At 65.3% G+C, this 20,966-nt stretch carries 22 protein-coding genes; 10 read left to right on the top strand and 12 right to left on the bottom strand.

What is annotated here, in order from left to right; all coding sequences use genetic code 11:
• Window positions 1-41: 41 nt before the first annotated feature.
• Genes QA609_RS15130 through QA609_RS15120 form a run of 3 tightly spaced genes read right to left on the bottom strand, consistent with a single transcriptional unit; the run spans window position 42 to window position 2,044 of the window.
• Window positions 42-914 carry a TIGR01548 family HAD-type hydrolase gene (locus QA609_RS15130; protein WP_278303443.1) on the bottom strand — a complete coding sequence of 291 codons (873 nt, stop codon included), beginning with the start codon at window positions 912-914 and terminating at the stop codon, window positions 42-44.
• A gap of 39 nt (window positions 915-953) precedes the next feature.
• On the bottom strand, window positions 954-1,592 hold the full coding sequence (locus QA609_RS15125) for a DUF3267 domain-containing protein (RefSeq protein ID WP_278303442.1): 639 nt from the start codon (window positions 1,590-1,592) through the stop codon (window positions 954-956).
• A 41-nt stretch (window positions 1,593-1,633) separates the two neighbouring features.
• A complete protein-coding gene (locus tag QA609_RS15120) occupies window positions 1,634-2,044 on the bottom strand; it encodes a UPF0146 family protein (protein ID WP_278303441.1) in 411 nt (136 codons plus the stop codon).
• 39 nt (window positions 2,045-2,083) lie between these two features.
• On the opposite strand from QA609_RS15120, the gene QA609_RS15115 reads away from it, so the two are divergent.
• Both QA609_RS15115 and QA609_RS15110 read left to right on the top strand, forming a co-directional pair.
• The gene (locus tag QA609_RS15115; protein WP_015321632.1) at window positions 2,084-2,605 is read left to right on the top strand and encodes an archaemetzincin family Zn-dependent metalloprotease; all 522 of its coding nucleotides are present in this window, start codon (window positions 2,084-2,086) and stop codon (window positions 2,603-2,605) included.
• A 210-nt stretch (window positions 2,606-2,815) separates the two neighbouring features.
• Complete coding sequence (locus tag QA609_RS15110; RefSeq protein WP_278303440.1) at window positions 2,816-3,061, top strand: YMGG-like glycine zipper-containing protein; 246 nt, start codon at window positions 2,816-2,818, stop codon at window positions 3,059-3,061.
• Window positions 3,062-3,076: 15 nt separating this feature from the next.
• Here QA609_RS15110 and QA609_RS15105 read toward each other — a convergent pair whose 3' ends face one another.
• From QA609_RS15105 to QA609_RS15090, 4 genes are read right to left on the bottom strand one after another with little or no spacing between them, the layout of a single operon-like run.
• The gene (locus tag QA609_RS15105) at window positions 3,077-4,888 is read right to left on the bottom strand and encodes a ribosome biogenesis/translation initiation ATPase RLI (protein ID WP_278303439.1); all 1,812 of its coding nucleotides are present in this window, start codon (window positions 4,886-4,888) and stop codon (window positions 3,077-3,079) included.
• 1 nt (window position 4,889) lies between these two features.
• Window positions 4,890-5,225 (bottom strand): hypothetical protein, encoded by a 336-nt coding sequence (locus tag QA609_RS15100; RefSeq protein ID WP_278303438.1) that lies wholly within the window; start codon window positions 5,223-5,225, stop codon window positions 4,890-4,892.
• Window positions 5,226-5,284: 59 nt separating this feature from the next.
• Entirely contained in the window at window positions 5,285-6,160 is an 876-nt protein-coding gene (locus QA609_RS15095; protein WP_278303437.1) for a hypothetical protein, read from the bottom strand.
• 1 nt (window position 6,161) lies between these two features.
• Window positions 6,162-6,728, bottom strand: coding sequence for a hypothetical protein (locus QA609_RS15090; protein WP_278303436.1), 567 nt, complete (start codon window positions 6,726-6,728; stop codon window positions 6,162-6,164).
• A gap of 263 nt (window positions 6,729-6,991) precedes the next feature.
• Between QA609_RS15090 and QA609_RS15085 the strand changes: the two genes are divergently transcribed.
• From QA609_RS15085 to QA609_RS15065, 5 genes are all read left to right on the top strand, one after another.
• A complete protein-coding gene (locus tag QA609_RS15085; RefSeq protein ID WP_278303435.1) occupies window positions 6,992-7,483 on the top strand; it encodes a hypothetical protein in 492 nt (163 codons plus the stop codon).
• Window positions 7,484-7,715: 232 nt separating this feature from the next.
• Window positions 7,716-8,873, top strand: coding sequence for a S26 family signal peptidase (locus QA609_RS15080; protein WP_278303434.1), 1,158 nt, complete (start codon window positions 7,716-7,718; stop codon window positions 8,871-8,873).
• Between the two features lie 144 nt (window positions 8,874-9,017).
• A complete protein-coding gene (locus tag QA609_RS15075; RefSeq protein ID WP_278303433.1) occupies window positions 9,018-10,145 on the top strand; it encodes a DUF5305 domain-containing protein in 1,128 nt (375 codons plus the stop codon).
• Window positions 10,146-10,360: 215 nt separating this feature from the next.
• A complete protein-coding gene (locus tag QA609_RS15070) occupies window positions 10,361-10,654 on the top strand; it encodes a winged helix-turn-helix domain-containing protein (protein ID WP_005553305.1) in 294 nt (97 codons plus the stop codon).
• A 45-nt stretch (window positions 10,655-10,699) separates the two neighbouring features.
• On the top strand, window positions 10,700-11,101 hold the full coding sequence (locus QA609_RS15065) for a hypothetical protein (RefSeq protein WP_278303432.1): 402 nt from the start codon (window positions 10,700-10,702) through the stop codon (window positions 11,099-11,101).
• A gap of 3 nt (window positions 11,102-11,104) precedes the next feature.
• On the opposite strand, the gene QA609_RS15060 is transcribed toward QA609_RS15065, so the two are convergent.
• Window positions 11,105-12,001 carry an NAD+ synthase gene (locus tag QA609_RS15060; RefSeq protein WP_278303431.1) on the bottom strand — a complete coding sequence of 299 codons (897 nt, stop codon included), beginning with the start codon at window positions 11,999-12,001 and terminating at the stop codon, window positions 11,105-11,107.
• Window positions 12,002-12,452: 451 nt separating this feature from the next.
• Complete coding sequence (locus QA609_RS15055) at window positions 12,453-14,327, bottom strand: PINc/VapC family ATPase (RefSeq protein ID WP_278303430.1); 1,875 nt, start codon at window positions 14,325-14,327, stop codon at window positions 12,453-12,455.
• 111 nt (window positions 14,328-14,438) lie between these two features.
• Between QA609_RS15055 and QA609_RS15050 the strand changes: the two genes are divergently transcribed.
• Window positions 14,439-15,518, top strand: coding sequence for a M20/M25/M40 family metallo-hydrolase (locus tag QA609_RS15050; protein WP_278303429.1), 1,080 nt, complete (start codon window positions 14,439-14,441; stop codon window positions 15,516-15,518).
• A 30-nt stretch (window positions 15,519-15,548) separates the two neighbouring features.
• On the opposite strand, the gene QA609_RS15045 is transcribed toward QA609_RS15050, so the two are convergent.
• Together QA609_RS15045 and QA609_RS15040 are read right to left on the bottom strand one after the other, a co-directional pair.
• Complete coding sequence (locus QA609_RS15045; protein ID WP_278303428.1) at window positions 15,549-15,854, bottom strand: zinc ribbon domain-containing protein; 306 nt, start codon at window positions 15,852-15,854, stop codon at window positions 15,549-15,551.
• Between the two features lie 223 nt (window positions 15,855-16,077).
• Window positions 16,078-16,434 carry a hypothetical protein gene (locus tag QA609_RS15040; RefSeq protein ID WP_278303427.1) on the bottom strand — a complete coding sequence of 119 codons (357 nt, stop codon included), beginning with the start codon at window positions 16,432-16,434 and terminating at the stop codon, window positions 16,078-16,080.
• A gap of 160 nt (window positions 16,435-16,594) precedes the next feature.
• Between QA609_RS15040 and QA609_RS15035 the strand changes: the two genes are divergently transcribed.
• The gene (locus tag QA609_RS15035; RefSeq protein ID WP_278303426.1) at window positions 16,595-18,124 is read left to right on the top strand and encodes a carboxypeptidase M32; all 1,530 of its coding nucleotides are present in this window, start codon (window positions 16,595-16,597) and stop codon (window positions 18,122-18,124) included.
• A 159-nt stretch (window positions 18,125-18,283) separates the two neighbouring features.
• Here QA609_RS15035 and QA609_RS15030 read toward each other — a convergent pair whose 3' ends face one another.
• The gene (locus tag QA609_RS15030) at window positions 18,284-19,210 is read right to left on the bottom strand and encodes an EamA family transporter (protein WP_278303425.1); all 927 of its coding nucleotides are present in this window, start codon (window positions 19,208-19,210) and stop codon (window positions 18,284-18,286) included.
• Between the two features lie 160 nt (window positions 19,211-19,370).
• Between QA609_RS15030 and QA609_RS15025 the strand changes: the two genes are divergently transcribed.
• Window positions 19,371-20,906, top strand: coding sequence for a carboxypeptidase M32 (locus tag QA609_RS15025; RefSeq protein WP_278303424.1), 1,536 nt, complete (start codon window positions 19,371-19,373; stop codon window positions 20,904-20,906).
• Window positions 20,907-20,966: the final 60 nt, after the last annotated feature.

Genomic DNA, 20,966 nt, shown 5'->3' with positions numbered 1-20,966 from the left:
GCTGCAGGCCGCGCGGTCTCGGACGCTCGGTCGGGCAACCGCTACTCGAGCAGTTCCGGCAGCTCGTTGACCGACTCGAGGACGGCCGCGGCGTCCTCGCGCTCGTAGGCCCGACGCCCCTCCTCGCCGGTGAGCCCGCCCGTCAGCACGCCGACGCCGCGGTACGTTCGGTCCGGATCGGCCTCGCTCGCGTTGGTCGCCGTCCGCACGTCGTCCAGAGTGTCGCCGACGAAGACGATGTCGTCCGCGCCGAAGCGCTCGGCGAGGACGGTCAGCGCCCGGGGGTGGGGTTTCCCCTCCTCCCAGTCGTCCATCGTAAAGCGGTGCTCGAGGGGGACCGCCTCCTCGAGGCCGACCCGCTCGAGGGCGATCTCGGCCTCCGCGGCGGGACGCCCGGTCAGGACGCCGACGTCGTACTCGGCGAGGAGGTGATCCCGCACCTCGGGCTCGAGGACGACGGGCTCGTCGTGGATGAACCCCCGCGTCTCGAGGTCGGGCTCGCCACCCTCAAGACCCCGGTAGAGCTCGCTGCCGAGGTACAGCTGCTGGAAGACGTCCCGGAGCCCCTCGCGGTCCCATCGATCGGTCACGCGCTGGGTTGCCCGGGCGCCGATCGCCTCGCGGACGACGGCCTCGGCGGCCTCGAGCCCGCCGCCGCGCTCGGCGATCCCGTCGGTAAACTCGTCGATCGACGCGCGGTACCCCTCCCCGGTCGCCAGGACGTACAGCGCTGCGGCGTAGGTCAGCTCCCAGTCGTTGTTGAACCCGCCGGCGTTTTTGAACGCCTGGATGTCTTCCTTGCGGATCGTGCGATCGTGGACGTGCTCGATCGACTCGAGGATCGCTCTCCGGTAGGAGTCGGCGACGTCGACGAGCACGCCGTCGATGTCGAGGACGACTGCGTCTGCGTTCATACGGGGACGAACGTGGCCCCGGAAATAAAGCCGGACGGTTCAGATCGCGACGGCGCCGACGGCCACGAGTGCGAGGACGAACAGGCCGACGGCGTAGAGAACGTGGGCCCAGAGCCACGAGAGGACGTTGACGACGTAGATCAGCGCGACGACCGGCAGGCCGAGCAACACGACCGGGGATCGACGCCACTCCCGCCGGGAGCGCGTCCACAGCGTCCGCGCGTCGGTCGTACTCGGGAAGGCGGCCATTCCGACCGAGAGCCCGATCAGGCCGAGGACGCCGGCGACGGCCGCGTACTCGATCGGGGCCGTCCGAACGCCGCCCGCCGCCGAGACGACGACGACGGCGCCGACGAAGGCGGCAAACGCGACGAGCGTATTCAGTAGGAACGGGGCGACGCTGATGACCACCGATTGACGGTACCGATCGGGGGTGGCGTGGCGGACGTACCCCGGCGGGTTTCCGAACCGGAAGTAGACGGCCTCGATCACCCTGACGCCGACGAGCCGACAGGCGGTCGCGTGGGCGAACTCGTGGACGACGACGCCCGGAAGGACGAACAGGGAGATCGCGATCCGCAGGAGGAATCCCAGCCCTCGCAGGACGACCGCGAGCGCGACGAGGAGCGCGAGAACGGCGAGGACGGTGGTGGCGGGTGGCAGCGATTCGACGGCCATCGTTCTCGCTACTCTCGCGGACCCGTGTAACTCCTTCCGTTCTAGCGGGGCGCGGCGCCACCGCGGGCGACGTACAGCGTCCCCTCGCGAACCGTCCGCCGTTCGACCGGTACCGCGGGCTGGTCGCCTCCCAGGGTCGTAAACAGAAAGTCGGCGCCGACGCGCTCGGCGACCTCGAGGGTCGGCCGATGAAGCTCCGGGGGCAGGTTCCGGGCGTAGATCGCCTCGGCGTCCTCGTAGACCTCGAGATCGGGATCGACGACGTCGTCGGTGACGAACTCGACGGTTCCGGGGACCGCTCGCGGGGTGATATCCGTCGCCGTCACCGAGACGTCCGCCTCGGCGAGGGCCGCTGCCAGCTCGGTTCGACGTCCGATCCCCACTTCGACGACCCGACCGTAGGTGGCGAGGTGTTCCTCGAGCGTCGCTCGATTCTCGCGGAAACTAGTCACGGCGGGACGTTTATGCTACCCGCGACCATAGCAGTTGCCATGCTCGTCGATATCGTGCCGGTCGGCAGCGTCTCCGCGGAGGTCAAGCGGGCGGCCTCCTCCGCGTTGCGATCGGTCTACGACTGCGACGTCACGGTCAACGACTCGCAGTCGGTTCCGACCGGCGCGTACGACTCCGGCCGGAACCAGTACTGCGCGGAGACGTTCATCCAGCTCGCCGAGCGGGTCGGCCGCGGCGAGAAGAACATCGCCATCACGCCCCACGACCTGTTCTACCGGCGTCGCAACTACGTCTTCGGGCTCGCCTACCTCGACGGCAGCGGTAGCGTCGTCTCCACGTACCGCCTGCAGACCTCCAGCGACGGCGGCTTCTCGAACAAGAGCGCCAGCGAGATCTTCGAGAACCGCGTCCGCAAGGAGATCGTCCACGAGATCGGCCACACCTACGGCCTCGAACACTGCGACAACAACCGCTGTGTGATGAACTTCTCGCCGACCGTTCGGGAGGTCGACATCAAGGAGGAGAACCTCTGTGGAAGCTGCCAGCGACACGTTCACTGAGGACTCGGTCCACGTCCTCGGGAGCCGCCCTTGTTCTCGATCGGCCCGTATCACTAGTTTCGATCCAGCGTTCCGGAACGGTCGTCGAGTGTAACGATTCTCGGCCCGGTACTGGAAAAACCGCTGAACGGCCGTTCAGGCCCCCGTACGTGTTCGTGGTTGCGATTCTCCGGGAACACGTTTATTTCCGTTCCGGATAGAGTTGTCCGTATGGTAAAACAGCAACTCGAACTCGCGCTCAGTCGTGCACGGTACGCAGCCATCGGTGCCGCCGTCGGCGGCGGTCTCGGCGGACTCGTCAACAAAAACGCCGCGAGCTCCGGGGCGGCGATCGGCGCCCTCGTCGGCGCGACGGTCGGCGAGAGCCGGCTGAGCGCCCAGTCCCGACTCGACGAGCTGCGAACGCGAAAGGACGAACAGTTCGGTGACGTGCTCTCGAAGTCGGACGCCGAGTAGCGCCGTCGAATCGACCTACGGCGAGTAGTAGTACTCTCCTTCCCGTTTTTGCTCGCGATCCAGCTGCGACTCCGGCTTGTTGATCCGCGGACGCGAAGTGCGCTCGTCCCGCCGGAACGTAATCTCGAGGTTCGAGAGGAACTCGTTCATCCCCTCCCGCATCGGCTGGGGGCCACTGGCGTGGCCGTGCATCGCGGGCTCGCCCTCGAAAACCATCAGGCGGTCGGCGAGCAGGTCGATTGTGTAGATGTCGTGGTCGATGACCATGACCGTCGCGTCCTGCTGTTCGGCGTAGCGCCGGATCGCGCTGGTGGCCTGGACCCGCTGTTCGACGTCGAGGTGGGCAGAGGGTTCGTCGAGCAGGTAGAGGTCGGCCGACTCGGAGAGACAGGCCGCGATCGCGACCCGCTGGCGCTCCCCGCCGGAGAGATCCGAGAGGTTCTGTTCCATGATCCGCTCGAGCTGCAGCGGCTGGGCGATCTCGGTGTTCCAGTACGAGGAGCCGAACTGGTCCGTAATGGAAGAGAGGAAGGCGTCGACCCGCATGTGCTGGTCGATGGTGACGTACTGTGGTTTGTAGGAGATGTCCAGATCGAGGTCGGCGTCGCCCTCGGTCGGCTCGAGGTTGCCCGTCAGCAGCTGTGCGAACGTCGACTTCCCGATCCCGTTGGGGCCGACGATCCCGAGCACCTCGTTACGGTGGATCTCCCCGCCTTCGATCTCGAGGCTGAACTCGCCGTCGCCGTAGCTCTTGGTGAGGTCGGGGTAGTCGACGAGGACGTCGCCGTGGGTCGCGGTCCGGGGGGCGTGTTCCTCGAACTCGATGGGGTCCTGTCGGATCCGCATGTTCTCGTTGTCGAGATACCCGGAGAGGTACTCGTTGATCCCGTTGCGGACCGACTTCGGCGAGGTGATGACGCCGTAGGCACCGGGCTCACCGTAGGCGACGTGGAGGGTGTCGGCGAGCAGGTCCAGGATCGCGAGGTCGTGCTCGACGACCAGCATCGATCGGTTCTCCTCCTCGGCGAGTTCGCGGATCAGCCGTGCCGCAGTCACGCGCTGGCCGATGTCGAGATAGGGCGTCACTTCGTCGAGGAAGTAGAAGTCCGTGTCCCGAGCGAGCGTCGCCGCGATCGCAACCCGCTGGAGCTCCCCGCCCGAGAGGTCCTCGATCGCCTGGTCCATCACGGGCCCGATCTCGAGGCGTTCGACCAGCGAGTCGAGCGCCCCGCGTTCGTCCGTTCGCTCGAGCAGTTCGCGGGTGTTGCCGTCGAAGCTCTCGGGGATCTGGTCGACGTACTGGGGTTTGCGGGCGACGGTCACTTCGCCGTCGCGGACGTCGGCGATGTAGTCCTGCAGTTCGGTCCCGCGGTAGGCCTCGAGGACGTCGTCCCAGCCGACCTCGCCCTCGCGGCCGAGGTTTGGCTCGAGTTCGCCCTCGAGGATGCGGACGGCGGTGGTCTTCCCGATCCCGTTCGGGCCCAGAATCCCGGTGACCTTCCCTTCCTGGGGTGCCGGCAGGCCGTACAGCGAGAAGGCGTTCTCGCCGTAGCGGTGGACGGGGTCGTCCTGGAGCTCCTGGGGCAGGTTGATGATCTCTATGGCGTCGAACGGACACTTCTCGACGCAGATCCCGCAGGTCTCGCCCAGACAGATCTCCTCCGAGATGTGGATCTGGTCGGGCTGGCCCTGGTCGGCCTCCTCGCCCCGGAGCGTGATACACTCCTTGCCCGTGCGGTTGGGCGGGCAGTAGTTCTTGCACTCGTAGCTACAGCGGTCGGGCTGGCACCGATCCAGGTCTACGACGGCGATGCTGTCGTCGGCCATCTCAACCCATCGCCTCCGTCGTCAGCAGGATTCCCAGAACTACGAACCAGAACGAGAACGTCATGAACGTGATGAACAGGTAGTGTTTCACGCCGAACTCGTCCTCGCCGTAGATGTCCGTGAAGTCGTAGAGGACGAACTGGACGAGAATCGCCCCCAGAACGAGCAACAGCCCCCGCGTATCGGTCGCGGCAGCGCTGGCCGCCTCGACGGACGACACGTCACCCGCCATCGCCAGCGAGGCGAACGCTGCCCCGACGCCGAGCAGCGCCGACAGCGCCGTTACGCTGATCGAGCGGATATGCTCGCGTCGGTCGCTAATCGATTCGGTCGACATGGCTCGAAGTCTGTCGTCGGTGGTGAAAAGGGGTTCGCATTGCGGAGCGAACGATCGAGCTACTCGATCTCGAACGACTCTACCGCCGTCTCGTCCGTGTCGGTTCGCGTGAACGTCACCTCGTAGGGACCACCGTCGCCGTCGGTCGCGTACCCGCCAAGCTCGAGAACTATCTCGTCGTCGTGACCGTCCTGGGGGGCGACCTGGTAGACGAGCGTCCCGTCGCTCTCCTGGACGGCACCAGCGCCTTCGAGGACCTCGAGGTCGTCGTCTCGGAACGTCTCGGTGTAGTCGACACCACCCCCTTCAGGATTACTCAGGTCAATTTCGATCTCCTCGTTGGGTTTCCGGTTCTCCGCGAGTCTGAACCGGAACTGCTGGCGCTCCTCGCCCGGGTTCACCGATCCGGAGACGTCGTCGACGGTGACCGAGTCGAACCCGTTTCCAGGATCGGCTCCGCCGGGCGGACCCGGATCGGATCGACCGGGACAGTCTCGCTCGATCGTGACCGTCCGCTCAAACTCTTCGATCGAGATCCCGTCCCCGGTACCGGAGTCGACCGCGACCTCGAGTTTCGTTTCTCCGGCACCAGTTCCGGGTTCGCAGGTCACCGCGTACGTCGTCTCCCCGCCCGGTGGGAGCGTGCCACCGAAGTCGCTCGCCTCCTCGAGGCCCGGTTCGTGGATCACGACGTCGGCGTCGATCGACAGCTCCTCGTCGGCGTTGTTCGTCATCACGAGCACCGTTTCGGCGTCGTTTTGATCGGTGACGACGGTATCGACCGCCTCGAGGCCGAGGTACGCCTCCTCGTCGTCGGCAGTCCCGATAGAGACGCCCCGATCGGCGGAGATCGTGACGAATCCGAAGGTCGGTACGGCGAGCAAGACGACGCCGAGAACGACACAGAGTACGGCCAGAGATTTTGTCGTTCGCATACTATGGGGGGTGCTCCATCTCCCCCAGCCGCATCCGTCGGTTCTGAACGACGTGGACGATCGACGACGCCGCGAACAGCCCGACCACGAGTGTCGTCCAGCCGAGCGCCGGAATCGTCTCGGTCGGAACGACCCCGAGCCACAACCCGGCCATCACGATCGACGCGAGCGCGGAGAGCCCAAGGTAGTAGACCCCCCACGGGACGCTGTCGCTCGGGACGATATCGAGATAGACGTCGAGCTCCGCCGCCTCCTCGGTGAGTTCGATCGTTCGGTCGTCGAAGACGACCATCCCGGCCCGCTCGAGGGTCGGCAGGTGGCTCTGCTGGAGGGAGGTGTAGACGCGCTTTCGCTCCGCGGCGGTCAGCTCCGGAATCTCCTTCTCGAGCTCCCAGGCGGCGACGTGTTCGGCGAGGTCCCCGAGTTCGACCGGGCCGTCCTCGCGCTTGCAGTAGTGGATCGCGTACCGGCGTCGCTGGTTCGAGAGCAAACCGAAGATCTCGCCGCGGTCCGGCGTCGGCTCGTCGAGATCCGTCTGCGTCTCATCGGCGGCCGTGTTCGTCGCCATTAGAACGTCAGTACAGCGCACAGTACCGACTACCGATAGATAAGCCTACTGGCCAACGGGTTCGTTTCACCGTTCGTTCCGGAACTGAAACGGTACGACGCCGGATGAGAGTCGATTCTGGGGCGGCCTGAATCCCTAATAACTTACTAAGAAGACTTTCAGGATCACAAATACAAAGTGCGTGGGTGGCATAGATCGAGACAGGAACCGCCCGCGACTTCGCTCGAGATATCAGTCGCCGGCCGGACCAAGCGAATCCTATTATGAAACTCAATAGACGAAACACGCTCATCGGACTCGGAACGATCGTCGCCGGCGGCGGCGCAGCACTTGGTACCGGCGCGTTCAGTACCGTCGAGGCGGATCGAACGGTCGACTTCGGGACGACGGGTGACGCCGACGCGTTACTGGCCTTCGAGGTCAACAGCGACACGCTCGAGGGAGAAGACGGCAACGACGGACAGATCGAAATCGATGTTCAGGACCTGAACGAGGACGCCAAGACGAGGTTCGATGAGGCGATTACGGTTGAGAACAACGGTGAGAACGATGTCGAGCTGAGTATCGAAGACGTTCCTGACGATATGCGTATCAACTACGATGAGACGGATCTGTCTGACGGGGAAGCGACGGTCAGTATCGACGCTGATGATGATCTCGATCTGGACGTGATCTTTGACATCGACGGGGATGCGCCGACGGAAGACAGCGAGGTGACGTTTGTCGCTGAAGCGGAAGACGACTCCGGAGACTAGTTCATTGGATAGTTCTTCCCACCGAAACCGCTCTCGACCCGTTCGCCTCTCCGAAGGGGCGTGATTCCGGAGCAGAACCGTTATGATCGTGACTCATCCGGCCGACGAGCCGCCCGCTCCCGGCTTGACCAACCGTATCTGGGGTTGACGATGTTGCAACTTCTTTCGACACGCTCCCGATCGACAAGACAGGTTTAATATCTTTACACTCGCTACAGGAGACAGATACTAAATGCGAACGCTCCTCGCTCGAGGCGCGGCCGGACTCGTCGTTCTCGCCGTCGCCCTGCTCGTCGTCGGGCAGGTGCTCGGCCAGCCGATCCTGCTGGGCTACGTCGCGACGGGGAGCATGGAGCCGACGATGGACGCGGGCGACGGGTTCGTCGCCGTACCGGACGCCGTCGCCGGCTCGCCCAGCGAGGGCGACGTCGTCGTCTTCGACGCCGAAGCGCTCCACGGCGGCGAACTGACCACCCACCGGATCGTCGAGGAGACGCCGGAGGGGTACGTGACGGCGGGCGACGCGAACCCTTTCACCGATCAGGGCGGCGAGGAGCCGCCGGTGAGCGACGAGCAGATCGTCGCCGTCGCCTGGCAGCCGGGCGGCGAAGTCGTGACGGTCCCCCACCTCGGAACTGGCATAATGGGCGTTCAGGGTGCACTCGAGTCGGCGTACGGGACGGCCGCGTCGATCATCGGGGTCTCGACGGGGGACAGCCACGGCGTGGGTTCGGTGTTGGTCGGACTCGGCGTGGCGCTGTTCGGTGTGGGAATCCTCCTCGATTACGCGGGCATTGCGCGACGCGAGACGGTGCGATCGACCTCCCGGGAGAACGTCTACGCGTTCTGGGGGACCGTCGCGCTCGTAGTGTTCGTGATCGTCGCACTGGCGACCGCGGCGATGGTGGTTCCCGCCGGCACCTACGAGTACGAGGTCGCGGTCACGGAGTCGCCGACCGACGATCCCCAGATACTGGCTCCGGGCGAGACGAGCGAACTGACTCGAGAGGTCGAGAACGCGGGCTACGCCCCGGTGGTCGTCGTCCACGAAGCCGGCGGGGGACTCGAGGCCGAGCCCGGATCGCAGACGCTCGGTCCCCGCTCGGCGGACGCGACGACGCTGTCGGTGTCAGCTCCCCAGGAGACCGGCGAGTACACCAGTCACGTCGGAGAGTACCGCTATCTGACCGTTCTTCCCCCTTCGTTGCTCGTCTGGTTACACGGGATCCATCCCCTCGCCGCGATCGCCGCCGTCGATCTCGTCCTCGTCGGCGTCGTCGTCGGCGTCGTCACACTCCTGTTCGGGCGGGGGGACTTCCGGATCCGCAGTCCCGGCGACCACGTCTCGCTCTCGACGCGTCTTCGGCGTCGACTGCGTCGGTGGCGGTAGGCATCCGGGGGGCCACTACCGTTATCACGATCGGGATTCTTCCCGTGTGTATGAACAGTTCTCCCGAACGACCTGTTCGCTCGAGGGATACTCGGGTTCGAACACGTGACGAAAACCGGGGGAGGCTGACGGGTGGAGGAAAGCGTGATCGATAACCCGCGTCTGGATCTGGTGATCGCGGATCGCGGTCGATCCCTCGCGATCGCTCTCGCGCTCGTGGGAGTGCTCGCACTCGTTGGCGCCGGCTGGGTTGCAGCGACGCCGGGAACGACGACGACGACCGAGGAGATCGACCAGGAGAGCGTCGCGACCGAAGCGACGACGAGCGCGACGGTCGTCGAGGAGGGTGCCTGGGAAGTCGGTACCGAACTCGAGGAGAATCCGGTCTACACGCTGCCCGAGGCGCCGGAGCTGACCCTCACTGTGGAGACGTCGGTTCCGAGCGACGACGCCGACGTCGTCCACGAGGTTCGCGTCCGCCACGAGGCCGAACACGAGGACGCGGTCTTCTGGGAGGAGACGGTACGGGAGGAGCGGACCGCCGCAACTATCGAGGACGACGTCGCACGGTCGGGAACGACGATCGATATCGACTCACTCGTGGCCGAACGAGCCGACGTCGAGGCGGAGTTCGAAAGCGTCGGAACCGTTCGAACGGTGCTCGAGGTCGTCGCCGTCTACGATACGGGAACCCACGCCGACGAGCAGACGCTGTCGAGTATGCTCGAGCTGACCGAGGACGCCTACTGGTTCGAGGAGACGGAGCTGGCGGAGTCGACCGACCACAGCGAGACGGCACAGGTCGAGGTCGGAGAGTCGCCGAACGGGGCGGTCGTCGCCGGACTGGCGGCGATCGGACTGCTCGCGCTTGGCGGAGCCGGAGTCGTTCACACGCGACGTCCGATCGACGCCGAGTCGGCTCGCCGGTCCGTCCACGAACGCCGCTACGCGGAGTGGATCTCGGAGGGATCGATCCCGATGTGGGTCGGCGACTACCACGTCGAACTCGACACCCTCGAGGACGTCGTCGACGTCGCCATCGACACGAACGCACGCGTCGTCCACGATCGACAGCGCGGACTGTTCGCGGTCGTCAACGACGACGTCGTCTACTATCACTCCGAGCGCGGAAAATGGGAGAGAACCGCCTGGCCGGAACTCGAACTCGGCAACGAGACTGCGGAGACGAGCGACGGATCCACGATTCCCGCCAAGGGATCGGTCGGCGAACTTCCTGATCCCGACGACGACGACGCCTGGGAACGGATCTGAGTCACCGATCGACCGAGCCGCGGTCGGCCTTCCCGCTCCCGCTACCCGTTTTTAGGAGTCACCGGACCGGACTGACTGGTCGGTCAAATAGTCGAGATTTCGGGCGATAGAAGCCACAACTCCATTTTACTCGCTCCGAGTGGACGATATATTATGTCGATCTCTATCCCTGTAAGGCTCAACTTTTATACTACTGGGAGCTTTCGAAACGTAATATGACCGCGACTGACGGCGAGGATCTCGAAGATCTGCCACCGAGCGCGAAACTCGTTTTCAAGGTTCTCGAGTACGACGGTCCGCTCACGCAGAAACAGATCGTCGAGGAGTCGATGCTCTCGGCTCGAACCGTCCGTTATGCCCTCGAGCGGCTCGAAGATATCGGCATCGTCGACGAGGATATCTACTTCGCGGACGCCAGACAGAGCCTCTACCGCCTCGAGGAACCCGTCGCAGCCGACGGCAGCGGCGTCGAGGAATCCCCGAAGAAAGACGCCTGCTGCGCGGAGTAGACCGGAAGCGGCAGGATTATTTTTCAGTGGTGATCGCCTCCGTGTATGGACAAGGAGCGATTGCCGCGGTGGGGGTGGCTGCTGGCCGGACTGTTCGTCATGTCGATTCTGGCACAGATACTCAACCAGCTCGTGTTGTTTCCGGTCGGACTGCCGGAAGCGTACCAGTCGATCACGGTCATCACGCTCATGTCGCCGGTGTTGATCTACGTCGGCGTCTGGTACGACGAGAGTCGCCAGCACTACTGGGACCGATCGCAGGAACAGATCGCGGGCGACGTAGCGTTCGTCGTTGCGGGCGCGGCACTGGGCTCGTCGATCGTCCTGGTCGCGATCGTCGACCTCGGGCTCCCCCAGATCGTCCAAGACATCGTCGCGATGGCCGTCGGCTTCATGCTCTCGTGGGGACTGTTCTGGTGGCGGAACCCGGACGTCTACCTCGAGTAGCGGTCAGGGATCGACCGACGCGAACCCGTCGCGGTTCGCGATTCCCGGCGTGTGCGGCGTCGTCCGCTTGTGCGCCGTCCCGGCGAACAGCGAGACGATCTCGCGAGCGAGATCAGGGTCGATCTCGAGGGCGGCGACCGCCTCCTCGAGGGTCTGGCCCTCGTCGACGAGGCGGTAGAGCAGGGGATCGATGACGTCGTACGGGGCACCGAGTTCGCCGGCGTCGGTCTGAGTTGCCCAGAAGCCGGCGGTCGGGGTCTTGCTGATGATGCGACGCGGCACGCCGAGTCGCTTGGCGAGCGCCCAGACTTCGGTTTTATAGAGGTCCCCGATCGGATACGTGTCTGCGGCACCGTCGCCGTACTTCGTGAAGTAGCCAACCAGGAGCTCCGAGCGGTTCGCCGTTCCGACGACGAGCCGCGAGTCGCGGTTTGCGGCGTAGTACGCACAGCACATCCGCAGCCGCGCGATAACGTTTCCGATCGCGTGATTTCGCTCGTTGGGCCGATCGGCTGATTCCGATTCGAACTCGGCCGCGACCGTCTCCTCGAAGGCACCCAGAAGCGGCTGGAGTTGGATCTCGCGGAACTCCATTCCGAGCCCGTCGGCGATCGTCCGGGCCTCGTTGACCTGCGTGCGGTCGCTCTTGTGACAGGGCAAGCCGAGCCCGAGTACCCGATCGCTGCCCAGCGCTTCGACGGCCAGCGCGGCGGTCACCGTTGAGTCGATTCCGCCGCTCATCGCGACGACGACGCCGTCCGCGCCGGCGTCGGCGACGGTCCGGCGGAGGTCGTCGGTGATCCGATCCCGAACGGCCTCGAGGGCGTCACGATCAGTAATGAACGGTCCGACACCGTTCTCGAGCTCCGAGTAGACGAACGTTTTCCTTTTAGCACCCATAGTTGAATCACGTGGTGTTGATCTACGACTAGCCAGACATTTGTCTCCGTTAAGTGTTTTGCGATTATATTGCTAGTAGTCTCGGTTTGGGTGCAGGTATCACGGACTGCTGCCGGAACAGATCGGCAGAATATGAACATACACGCTATAGAATTTGGTTATCTAAACCCCAATTCGGGATTGGGAAACCCCACTCCCACTCTTCGAAACGGAGGCGTCGACGGAGTCCGATGCTCATCTCGATCCGGTCGCGTCGCTCGCGGTTCTACGATGAGGGGACGACCGTGATCGGATCCTTCCGATCGATCGCTTGCTCGAGGTCGTCGACGATCGCGCTCCCGCGCGAGTCCTGGGTCTCACGCACGGACCTTTTTCCGCTCGGGTCGGCAAGCCGACCGCTCGCGCAAAAATCTTCATTAAAAAGCCGCTCGCTTCGCTCGCGGTCGGAGTCTTAGGAGGGAACGACCGTGATCGGATCCTTCCGATCGATCGCCTGCTCGAGATCGTCGGCGATCGCACTGCCTCGCGAGACCTGGATCTCGCCGCCGCGACTCACCGTCGCGGTGAAGAGGTAGTCGCCGCCGGCCTGGACCTCGACGGTCTCGCCGTGACTGCCGTCGACGGGAATGACGATGTGCCTCGAGGTGATCTCTGGCGTGACCATCTCGCCGGGCTGGGAACCGGCGACGTTTCCGCCCGCCCCGCCGCCGCTACCGCCGCTTCCGGCGCCGTAGTTCGGGTTCTCGTCGTGGGTCCGAACGTCGATGTCGATCCCCAGCCGGTTCTCGATGTCGGTGATTCGGCCGCCGCCCTTGCCGATCACGCTCGAGATGTCGTCCTCTTCGACGTAGGTGATCGCCTTGTCCTGGCTTTTGAGATCGACGTCGACGTACCCTCGCGCGACCGAGCGGATCTCGCGTTCGATCTCCTGTTTGGCGATGCGGTCGACGCCCGACTCGCTGCCGGGTCCGCCCTCCTCGTCGTTGAGCGGGACGGTGACGACCTGGCGGTTGAACGTGTAGATCTCGTAGTCGGGTTCGCCCGTCTCGAAGTCGGTGACCTGGATGACGGGTCGAGCGAGGTCCTCCTCGGTGAGCCCCGCGGGGACCTTGACCTCGGTGCGGACGTCGTAGACGGTGTCGACCTCTCCGGCCTCGATGTAGACGACGGTGTCGACGACCTGGGGGATCATCCCGAGTTCGACCCGGCCGACGAGTCGCTGGAGCGCGTCGATCGGTCGGGTCGCGTGGACGACACCGATCATGCCGACGCCGGCAAGACGCATGTCCGCGAAGACCTCGAAGTCGTCGGTCTTGCGGACCTCGTCGTAGATGGTGTAGTCGGGCCGGACCATCAGCAGGGCGTCGGCAGTCTTCTCCATCTCGCCGGCGAGTTCGGTGTACTGGGTGATCTCCGGGCCGACCTGCAGGTCGCGGGGTTTCTCCATCGTCTTGACCGCGTAGTCGTTGTTCGAGATGAAGCGGGCGACCGCCTGGGCGAACGTCGACTTCCCGGCGCCCGGTGCCCCCGAGATGAGGACGCCGCGCTGGCGCTCGAGCAGCCGCTCTTTGAGTTCGTCGGCGTTCTCGTAGTCCTCGATGTCGGTCTGGGCGATCGGGCGGACGGCGGTGATCTCGATGCCGTCCGAGAACGGCGGACGACCGATCGCGATCCGGTAGTCCCGGAACTGGACGATCTTCATCCCCGGCTCCGAGAGCTCGATGAAGCCGTCGTGGGACTCCTTGGCGCCGTCGACGATCTCGCGGGCGTACTCGTCGATCGTCTCCTCGTCGAGCGGCTCGTCCGCGATCTCCTCGTAGCGCATCTCGCCGAGTTCGCCCCGCTTGGCCTTCGGAACGGCACCGGCCCGCAGGTGGACGCTCATCGTCTGGTCGTCGAAGAACTCCTCGATCGTCAGCGTGCCGACCTCCCGGATCTCCGGCGAGACGTGCTCGACCTCGAGACCCTTCGCCTGGGCGACCTCGGCCTGGACGATGTCGCTCGTCAGGAACGTAGCGCCGAGGTCCTCCGCGATGTCGCGGATCAGCGCGTCGATCTCGCCCTCGGAGGCGTGGCCGCGCTCGATGGCGTTCGGTCGGTCGCCGACGTACTCAAGGCTGATTCGCCCCTCATCGGCGAGGTCCGCGAGCCGCTGGAGCTCGGAGAGGCCGTCCCAGCCGCTGTCGAGGCCGTCGTTGGCCTGCGCCTCGAGTTCCGCGACGACGGCTTCCGGCACCGAAATCGTCGCTCCCTCGAACTGCCCGTCTTCGATCGTCGCCGAGACGCGGCCGTCGATGACCACGCTCGTATCCGGCACGACATTCATACCGTCTACTGGGTCCCGAACGCCAATAAGGGTGTTCAAGCACACGAAAGGCGCGTCAACCGACCGCACGACTGCGATGCAGTCAACTTCCCGGAGGTGAAAGGGACGCCCATGTCGGTCATCGATCTGACCCGGGAGCTCGTACGGACCCCGAGCCACGAGGACGAGACGGCCGCAGGCGACCTGCTCGAGGAGTGGCTCCGTCGCGAGACCGCAGCCGAGGTAACGCGAGACGAGGTCGGCAACGTACTCGCCAGGAAGGGGACGGGCGAGGACTCGCTCGCGCTCGTGGGCCACCACGACGTCGTCGAGCCCGCCGATTCGCAGGTCGGCCCGGGCGGCGACGAGTACGTCGTCGAACAGCGAGACGGCCGACTGTACGGTCGGGGAACGGCGGACATGAAGGGAGCGGTCGCCGCGGCGGCGATCGCGTTCCGCGATGCGGAACCTGCCGACGAACTCGTCTTCGCGAGCTTCGTCGGCGAGGAGGTAGGAGGGATCGGCGCCCGCCACGCCATCGAGAACGGGTTCGCGCCCGACTACGCGATCGTCGGCGAGGGATCAACGGGCTACTCGGCGCCCGGGGTCACCGACGTCGCCGTCGCCCACAAGGGCCGCCGCGGGAGTACGATCAGGGCCCGCGGCGAGCGCGCCCACGCGAGCGAACAGGAGGCGGGAGAGAACGCCATCTACCGGGCGAGTGATGCCGTCGACGTCGTTCGAGGGCTCGAGGCGCCAACGGTCGAAGTGGCCGGCGAACGGCTCGCGGGCAGCGTCGTCGTCACCGAGATCGAGGGCGGGACGGCGATGAACGTCGTTCCCGACCGCTGCGAGCTGACGGTCGACGAACGGACCGTTCCCGGCGAGCGGGCCGCTCTCGAGCGGGTCGAGGAACTCGAGGGCGTCGAGTGGACGATCGATCAGGACCTGCCACCGATGGAGTGTGACGACGAGGCGTTCGCCGAGGCGGTCCTCGAGGCGGCAGACGGCGCTCAGTCTGGCGCGCCGGAACTCGTGACGAAACCGCACGCGACCGACGCCGGCTGGCTCTCCCGAGCGGGGACCGAGTGCGTGATCTGTGGTGCCTCGGAACCCGGCGAGGCCCACACCGATACGGAGAGCGTCTCGATCGCGGTGCTCGAGCGCTGTGTCGACCTCTACCGGGGCGCGGCCGAGACGTGGCCGCGCTGACGCCGCTGTCGCCGCTGTCGCGCTGACTCCTCACTCGCGGTCGGTCGTGTCGTCGGCCCCGTCGGTCGGCGGGGAGACGTCGGCGGAATCGGTCGACGGTTCGGATTCCTCGCCGTCGGTTGGCTCCGCCGCGTCGCGTTCGTCCGGGCTGTGGTCGTCACCAGCGTTCGCGCCGCGTTCGGTGACGTTCTCGCTGCCACACTCCGGGCACGCCTGCTCGGTGTAGAACGTGTTTCCACACTCCTCGCAGCGGTACCCTGCCTCGTCGGCGGCCGCCTCCTTCGCCTCGTGCGTGAACTCGCCGACCTTCCGGCCGAGCTTCTCGAACAGTCCCATTGGTCACGAATTGGCGATCGATCCGGATAACTCTTCACCGTCGACCAGAGCGACACCGGGTGTGACTCTCCCTCTGTTAGCGACGAGTACTCGACCGTTCCTGTGAACGGACGACCGACATCGCATCCGAGCGATCGAGCGTTCGGGCGGCGAAAGACGGGGTGGATGCCGTCCTCACGACGGCTCCTCGTTCAAAAAAGTTCGTACGTACCGCAGGTAGGCGTCAGGCGCCGGGAACGCCGGCCGCCTCGAATCCGGTGAGCCCGACGAACGCGAGCACGTACAGCACGACGAGCACCGACAGCCAGGCGACGACGGTGATCGTGAGCGCCTCGATCCAGCCGCCCGGATACCGGGAGTTGATCACGGCGAGGTACGCGAGGAACACCAGTATCGGGCCCAACAGCGGGATCCACCCGAGGAAGAACCCGACGACCGCCCAGACGACCGCCCCGACGAGGGCGGTGATGAACGCGTAGGTGTAGTCCTCGACGTCCACGACGAACTTCGCCCCGAGAAAGATCCCGAGGGCGCCGATGAGCAAGCTGACGATGAACACAACGAGTGATGCGACGACCATTACATCACGTTACTCACCAGTCTCGACAAACAGTCCGTGGCTTGCAGTTCCCACAGGTATATCATTCTCGATCGTTTTCTGGAGAACTGAACCGAATCGCCGCGGCGAGTCCGTTCCGGAACCACGACGTTGATGGCACTCCCGTAAGTATTGCCAGCCAATGGCAACCGACCAGGCCCGGAGCGAGCAGCACGAGGAGACCTACGAACAGTTCGAAGAGCGAATTACGCGGATCTCGAACGTCGGCAATGCGGCCGGTATCCTTCGATGGGACCAGGAAGTCGTCATGCCTGAGGAGGGGACCCCCGCCCGCGCACAGCAGCTCTCGGCGCTGTCCTCGATCAGCCACGAGCTGCTCACGGCGGACGAGACCGGCGACCTGCTCGAGGAGCTGGAATCGAGCGACCTCGGTGACGAACAGCGGGCCGCCGTCCGCGAAGTACGACGGCAGTACAACCGGGAGACGAGCGTTCCCCAGGAGCTCGTCGAGGAGATCTCCGAGACGACCGCCAACGCCCACCCGACCTGGAAGCAGGCGAAGGAGGAGGACGACTTCGAGCAGTTCGCGCCGACCCTCGAGAAGCTGGTCGAGCTCAAGCGGGAGTACGCCGAACACATCGATCCCGACGCCGACCCTTACGCCGTGCTGTTCGCCGACTACGAGCCCTACCTGGATCTGGAGACGGCCGAGCGGGTGCTCGAGCGCCTGCGCGAGGAGCTCGTCCCGCTAATCGACGCGATCCAGGACAGTGACGTCGATCTGGCGACCGACACCTTCGCGGGCGAGTTCGACGACGACGACCAGGAGGCGCTGGCCCGCGACGTCCTCGACGAACTGGGCTACGACTGGGGACGGGGCCGCCTCGACACCGCTCCGCACCCCTTTTCCTCGGGAACGCAGTTCGACGCCCGCGTCACCACCCGCTTCGAGGAGGACGACCTGCTGGGCTCGCTGACATCGACGATCCACGAGTTCGGCCACGCCAACTACACGCTCGGGCTTCCGGACGAAGCGTACGGCACCCCCCTCGGGGACTCCCGCGACCTGACGGTTCACGAGTCCCAGTCCCGCCTCTGGGAGAACCACGTCGGCCGCTCGCAGCCGTTCTGGGCGCAGTTCCTGCCGACCGTCGCCGACCGGTTTGCGGAGCTCGAGGACGCCACCCCGGAGGAGGCCTACGAGGCCGCGAACCAGGTGTACGACGACAACCTCATTCGCGTCGAGGCCGACGAGCTCACCTACCACCTCCACATCGTGATCCGCTTCGAGATCGAGCGCGACCTCATCTCGGGGGATCTCGAGGTCGAGGACGTCCCCGAAGTCTGGAACGACAAGTACGAGGAGTACCTCGGCGTTCGGCCCGAAACCGACGCGGAGGGCTGCCTGCAGGACATCCACTGGTCTCACGGCTCCTTCGGCTACTTCCCGACGTACTCGCTGGGATCGGTGCTGGCCGCCCAGCTGTACGCCGCCGCCGAAGACGACCTCGGCGAGCTGGATGACCGCATCGAAGCCGGCGAGTTCGACGATCTCAACGGTTGGCTGCGCGAGCGGATCCACCAGCACGGCGCGCGTTACACGACCCCGGACCTGGTCGAGCACGCGACCGGCGAGGCGTACACGGCCGACTACTTCCTCGACTGCGTGAAGGGGAAGTACGGCGAGCTGTACGAGCTCGAGGAGTACTGAGATCGGCCGTCGGGATCTTTTTTGTTTTCAGAACGAGTGTCCGACGTTCCAGGTGTCACTCGGTAGTTCGTGCGCTCGGGAACGCGACGATGGAGTTCCGCGTTCCGAAAGGAGTTACATGGCTGCGGTGTGAAATCCCACGACGCCAGCCGCGGGGGATCAGTCGGCCGTCTGTTCCGTTTTCAACGTCGAAAGCTCCCGTGCGATAAAACGCCGCTTCGTGAGGACGAATCCGACGGCGATGAGGACGAATCCGAAGACGGTCGAAAGGTAGATCTCGTCGCCGAGATAGAGCCACCCGACGACCGCGGCGATGGCGGGTGCGACGTACGAAACCATGTTGAGTTCGACCGGGCCGAGATTCTCGAGCAGGGTAAAGTACAGGAAGAAGCCGAGTACGCTCGAGACGATCACGAGAAACGCCAGCGAGCCGATCGCTTCCGGGTGGGTCCACGCACTGACGTCGATCGGTTCGCCAATCGACGCGCTCACCGCGTGCATGAGGATCGCGCCGCCGAGCATCGCCCACGCCTGCATCGTAAGCGTGGGAAGCGACGACTCGATCCGCCGCGAGAGGACGCTTCCGAGCGCCATCGCCGAAGCGGCACAGAAGATGAGGCCGGTGGCGACGACGTCCGAGGACAGCAGGTTCGCGGGGTCGGGCCGTGCGATGACGACCACGCCGGCGACGCCGAGCAGAAGGCCACCGACGCCGATCGGGGTTAGCGAGTACTCCGGGACGAACACCCGCGAGAAACCGGCCGAGAGAATCGGGGTAAGACTCACGACGATTGCGGCCGTCGCGGCGGTCGTGTACTGTTGGCCGGTAAAGAGGAACGCGTGGTACGCGGCGATGAGAAACACCGCACCGACGGCGACCTCCGCCCACTCGTTTCGCCCTCGTGGACGCCACGCGGTCTCCGTGTGATAGACGTACGCGAGGAGCAGTACCGCGGCGAGATCGTACCGAAACGCGGCGAGCAACACCGGTGGAAAGTGCAACAGCCCGGCGCTGATCGCGACGAACGTCGTTCCCCAGATGAGACAGAGGGTGAGAAACAGACCGCCGTTCCGATATCGGGTCACGGATCGGGTGTTCTCTGCACCCGTGCTTGAGCGTACCGAACCACTTCTGTGGGTTCGTTCTCGAGTTCGTTGGAGCGAACCCGTACTCGGGAATCACTGCGCCACCCGGCGCCTCGATCCGAGCGTTTAGTACTCCCTACCGTATACTTCGAACCGAAATATGGGAACTGCTGACGAAACCCACGACGACGCAGACGCACCCGACGCCTACCGCGCTCTCCTCGAGCGTTCCGAGAAACTCACCGACGTCCGAACGGCCTCGATGGCGCTGGGCTGGGACCAGCGCGTGATGATGCCGGAAGGCGGGACGCCTGCGCGGGCCGGCCAGCTCTCGACGCTGTCGGGACTGGGTCACGAGCTACTGGTCGACGACGAGGTCGGCGGGTGGCTCGAGGAGGTCGATTCCGTCGACCTAAACGAAGAGCAGGCCGCCGTCGTCCGAGAACTACGCCGGGAGTACGATCGGTCGGCCGACGTGCCCGGTGACCTCGTCGAACGCGTCGCGGCCCACCAGACCGAGACCCAACAGGTCTGGCAGGAGGCGAAAGCCGCGGACGAGTTCGAGCAGTTCGCGCCGAACCTCGAAGAACTGATCGACCTTCATCGGGAACGGGCGGCGGCGATCGAGCCCGACGCGAACCCGTATCGGGTGCTCTACGAGGACAGTCTGCCCTACCTCCCGCTCGAAACCGTCGAGGGGATCTTCGACGAGCTTCGCGAGGGGCTCGTCCCGCTGATCGAGACGATCGAGGCCGAGGGCCGGGAGCTACCGTCGCCGTTCCGGGCTCCGGAGTACTCGTACGACGAGGAAGATCAGATGGCCCTCTCCCAGGAGGTCGTCGACCTGCTCGGCTACCCCCGCGAACGCGGCCGTCTCGACACCGCGCCCCATCCGTTCATGTCGGGCAATCAGTTCGACGCTCGGATCACCACCCGGTTCCGGGAACACGACCCGATCGACGCGCTGATGGCGACGATCCACGAGTTCGGCCACGCGAGCTACCAGCTCGGACTGCCGAAGGAGGAGTACGGTAACCCACTGGGCGCCTCGCTGTCCTCGGGCGTCCACGAGTCCCAGTCGCGATTTTGGGAGAACCACGTCGGCCGGACGCGAGCGTTCTGGGAGTTCTTCCTTCCGACCATGAAGGAGCAGTTCCCCCAGCTCGAGGACGTCACCGTCGACGAGGCCTACGCCGCGGTCAACCGGATCTATCCGGAGAACCTGATTCGGGTGGAGGCCGACGAGCTCACCTACCACCTCCACATCATCCTTCGCTGTGAGATCGACCGGGCGTTCGTCGAGGGCGACCTCGACGTCGCCGAGATTCCCGAGACCTGGAACGCGAAGATGGGCGACTACCTCGGCGTCGTTCCCGACACCGACACCGACGGCTGCCTGCAGGACACCCACTGGTCGTACCGTTTCGCGGCGTTTCAGGGCTACACCGTCGGCAGCGTACTCGCCGCCCAACTCGACGCCGCGATCCGCGAGGATCTCGACGTCGACGGCCTGATCCGCGAGGGCGAGTTCGAGCCACTCTGGGAGTGGATGACCGAGCACGTCCACCGCCACGGCCAGCGCTACCCCACCGAGGAGCTGATCGAGGTCGCGACGGGCGAACCGCTCACGGCGAACTACTTCCTCGAGTACGTCGAGTCGAAGTACGGCGAGCTGTACGAGCTCGAGAACTACTGACGAATCCGAACCGGACACATTCGAGCCCTTCGGTAACGCTTAGGGGGTAACGGCCGTCCG

It is taken from the genome of Natronococcus sp. A-GB7 (assembly GCF_029688865.1).
Taxonomy (GTDB): Archaea; Halobacteriota; Halobacteria; order Halobacteriales; family Natrialbaceae; genus Natronococcus.
The sequence above is the reverse complement of the archived record's forward strand: the minus strand, read 5'-3'. Positions and strand labels throughout refer to the sequence as shown.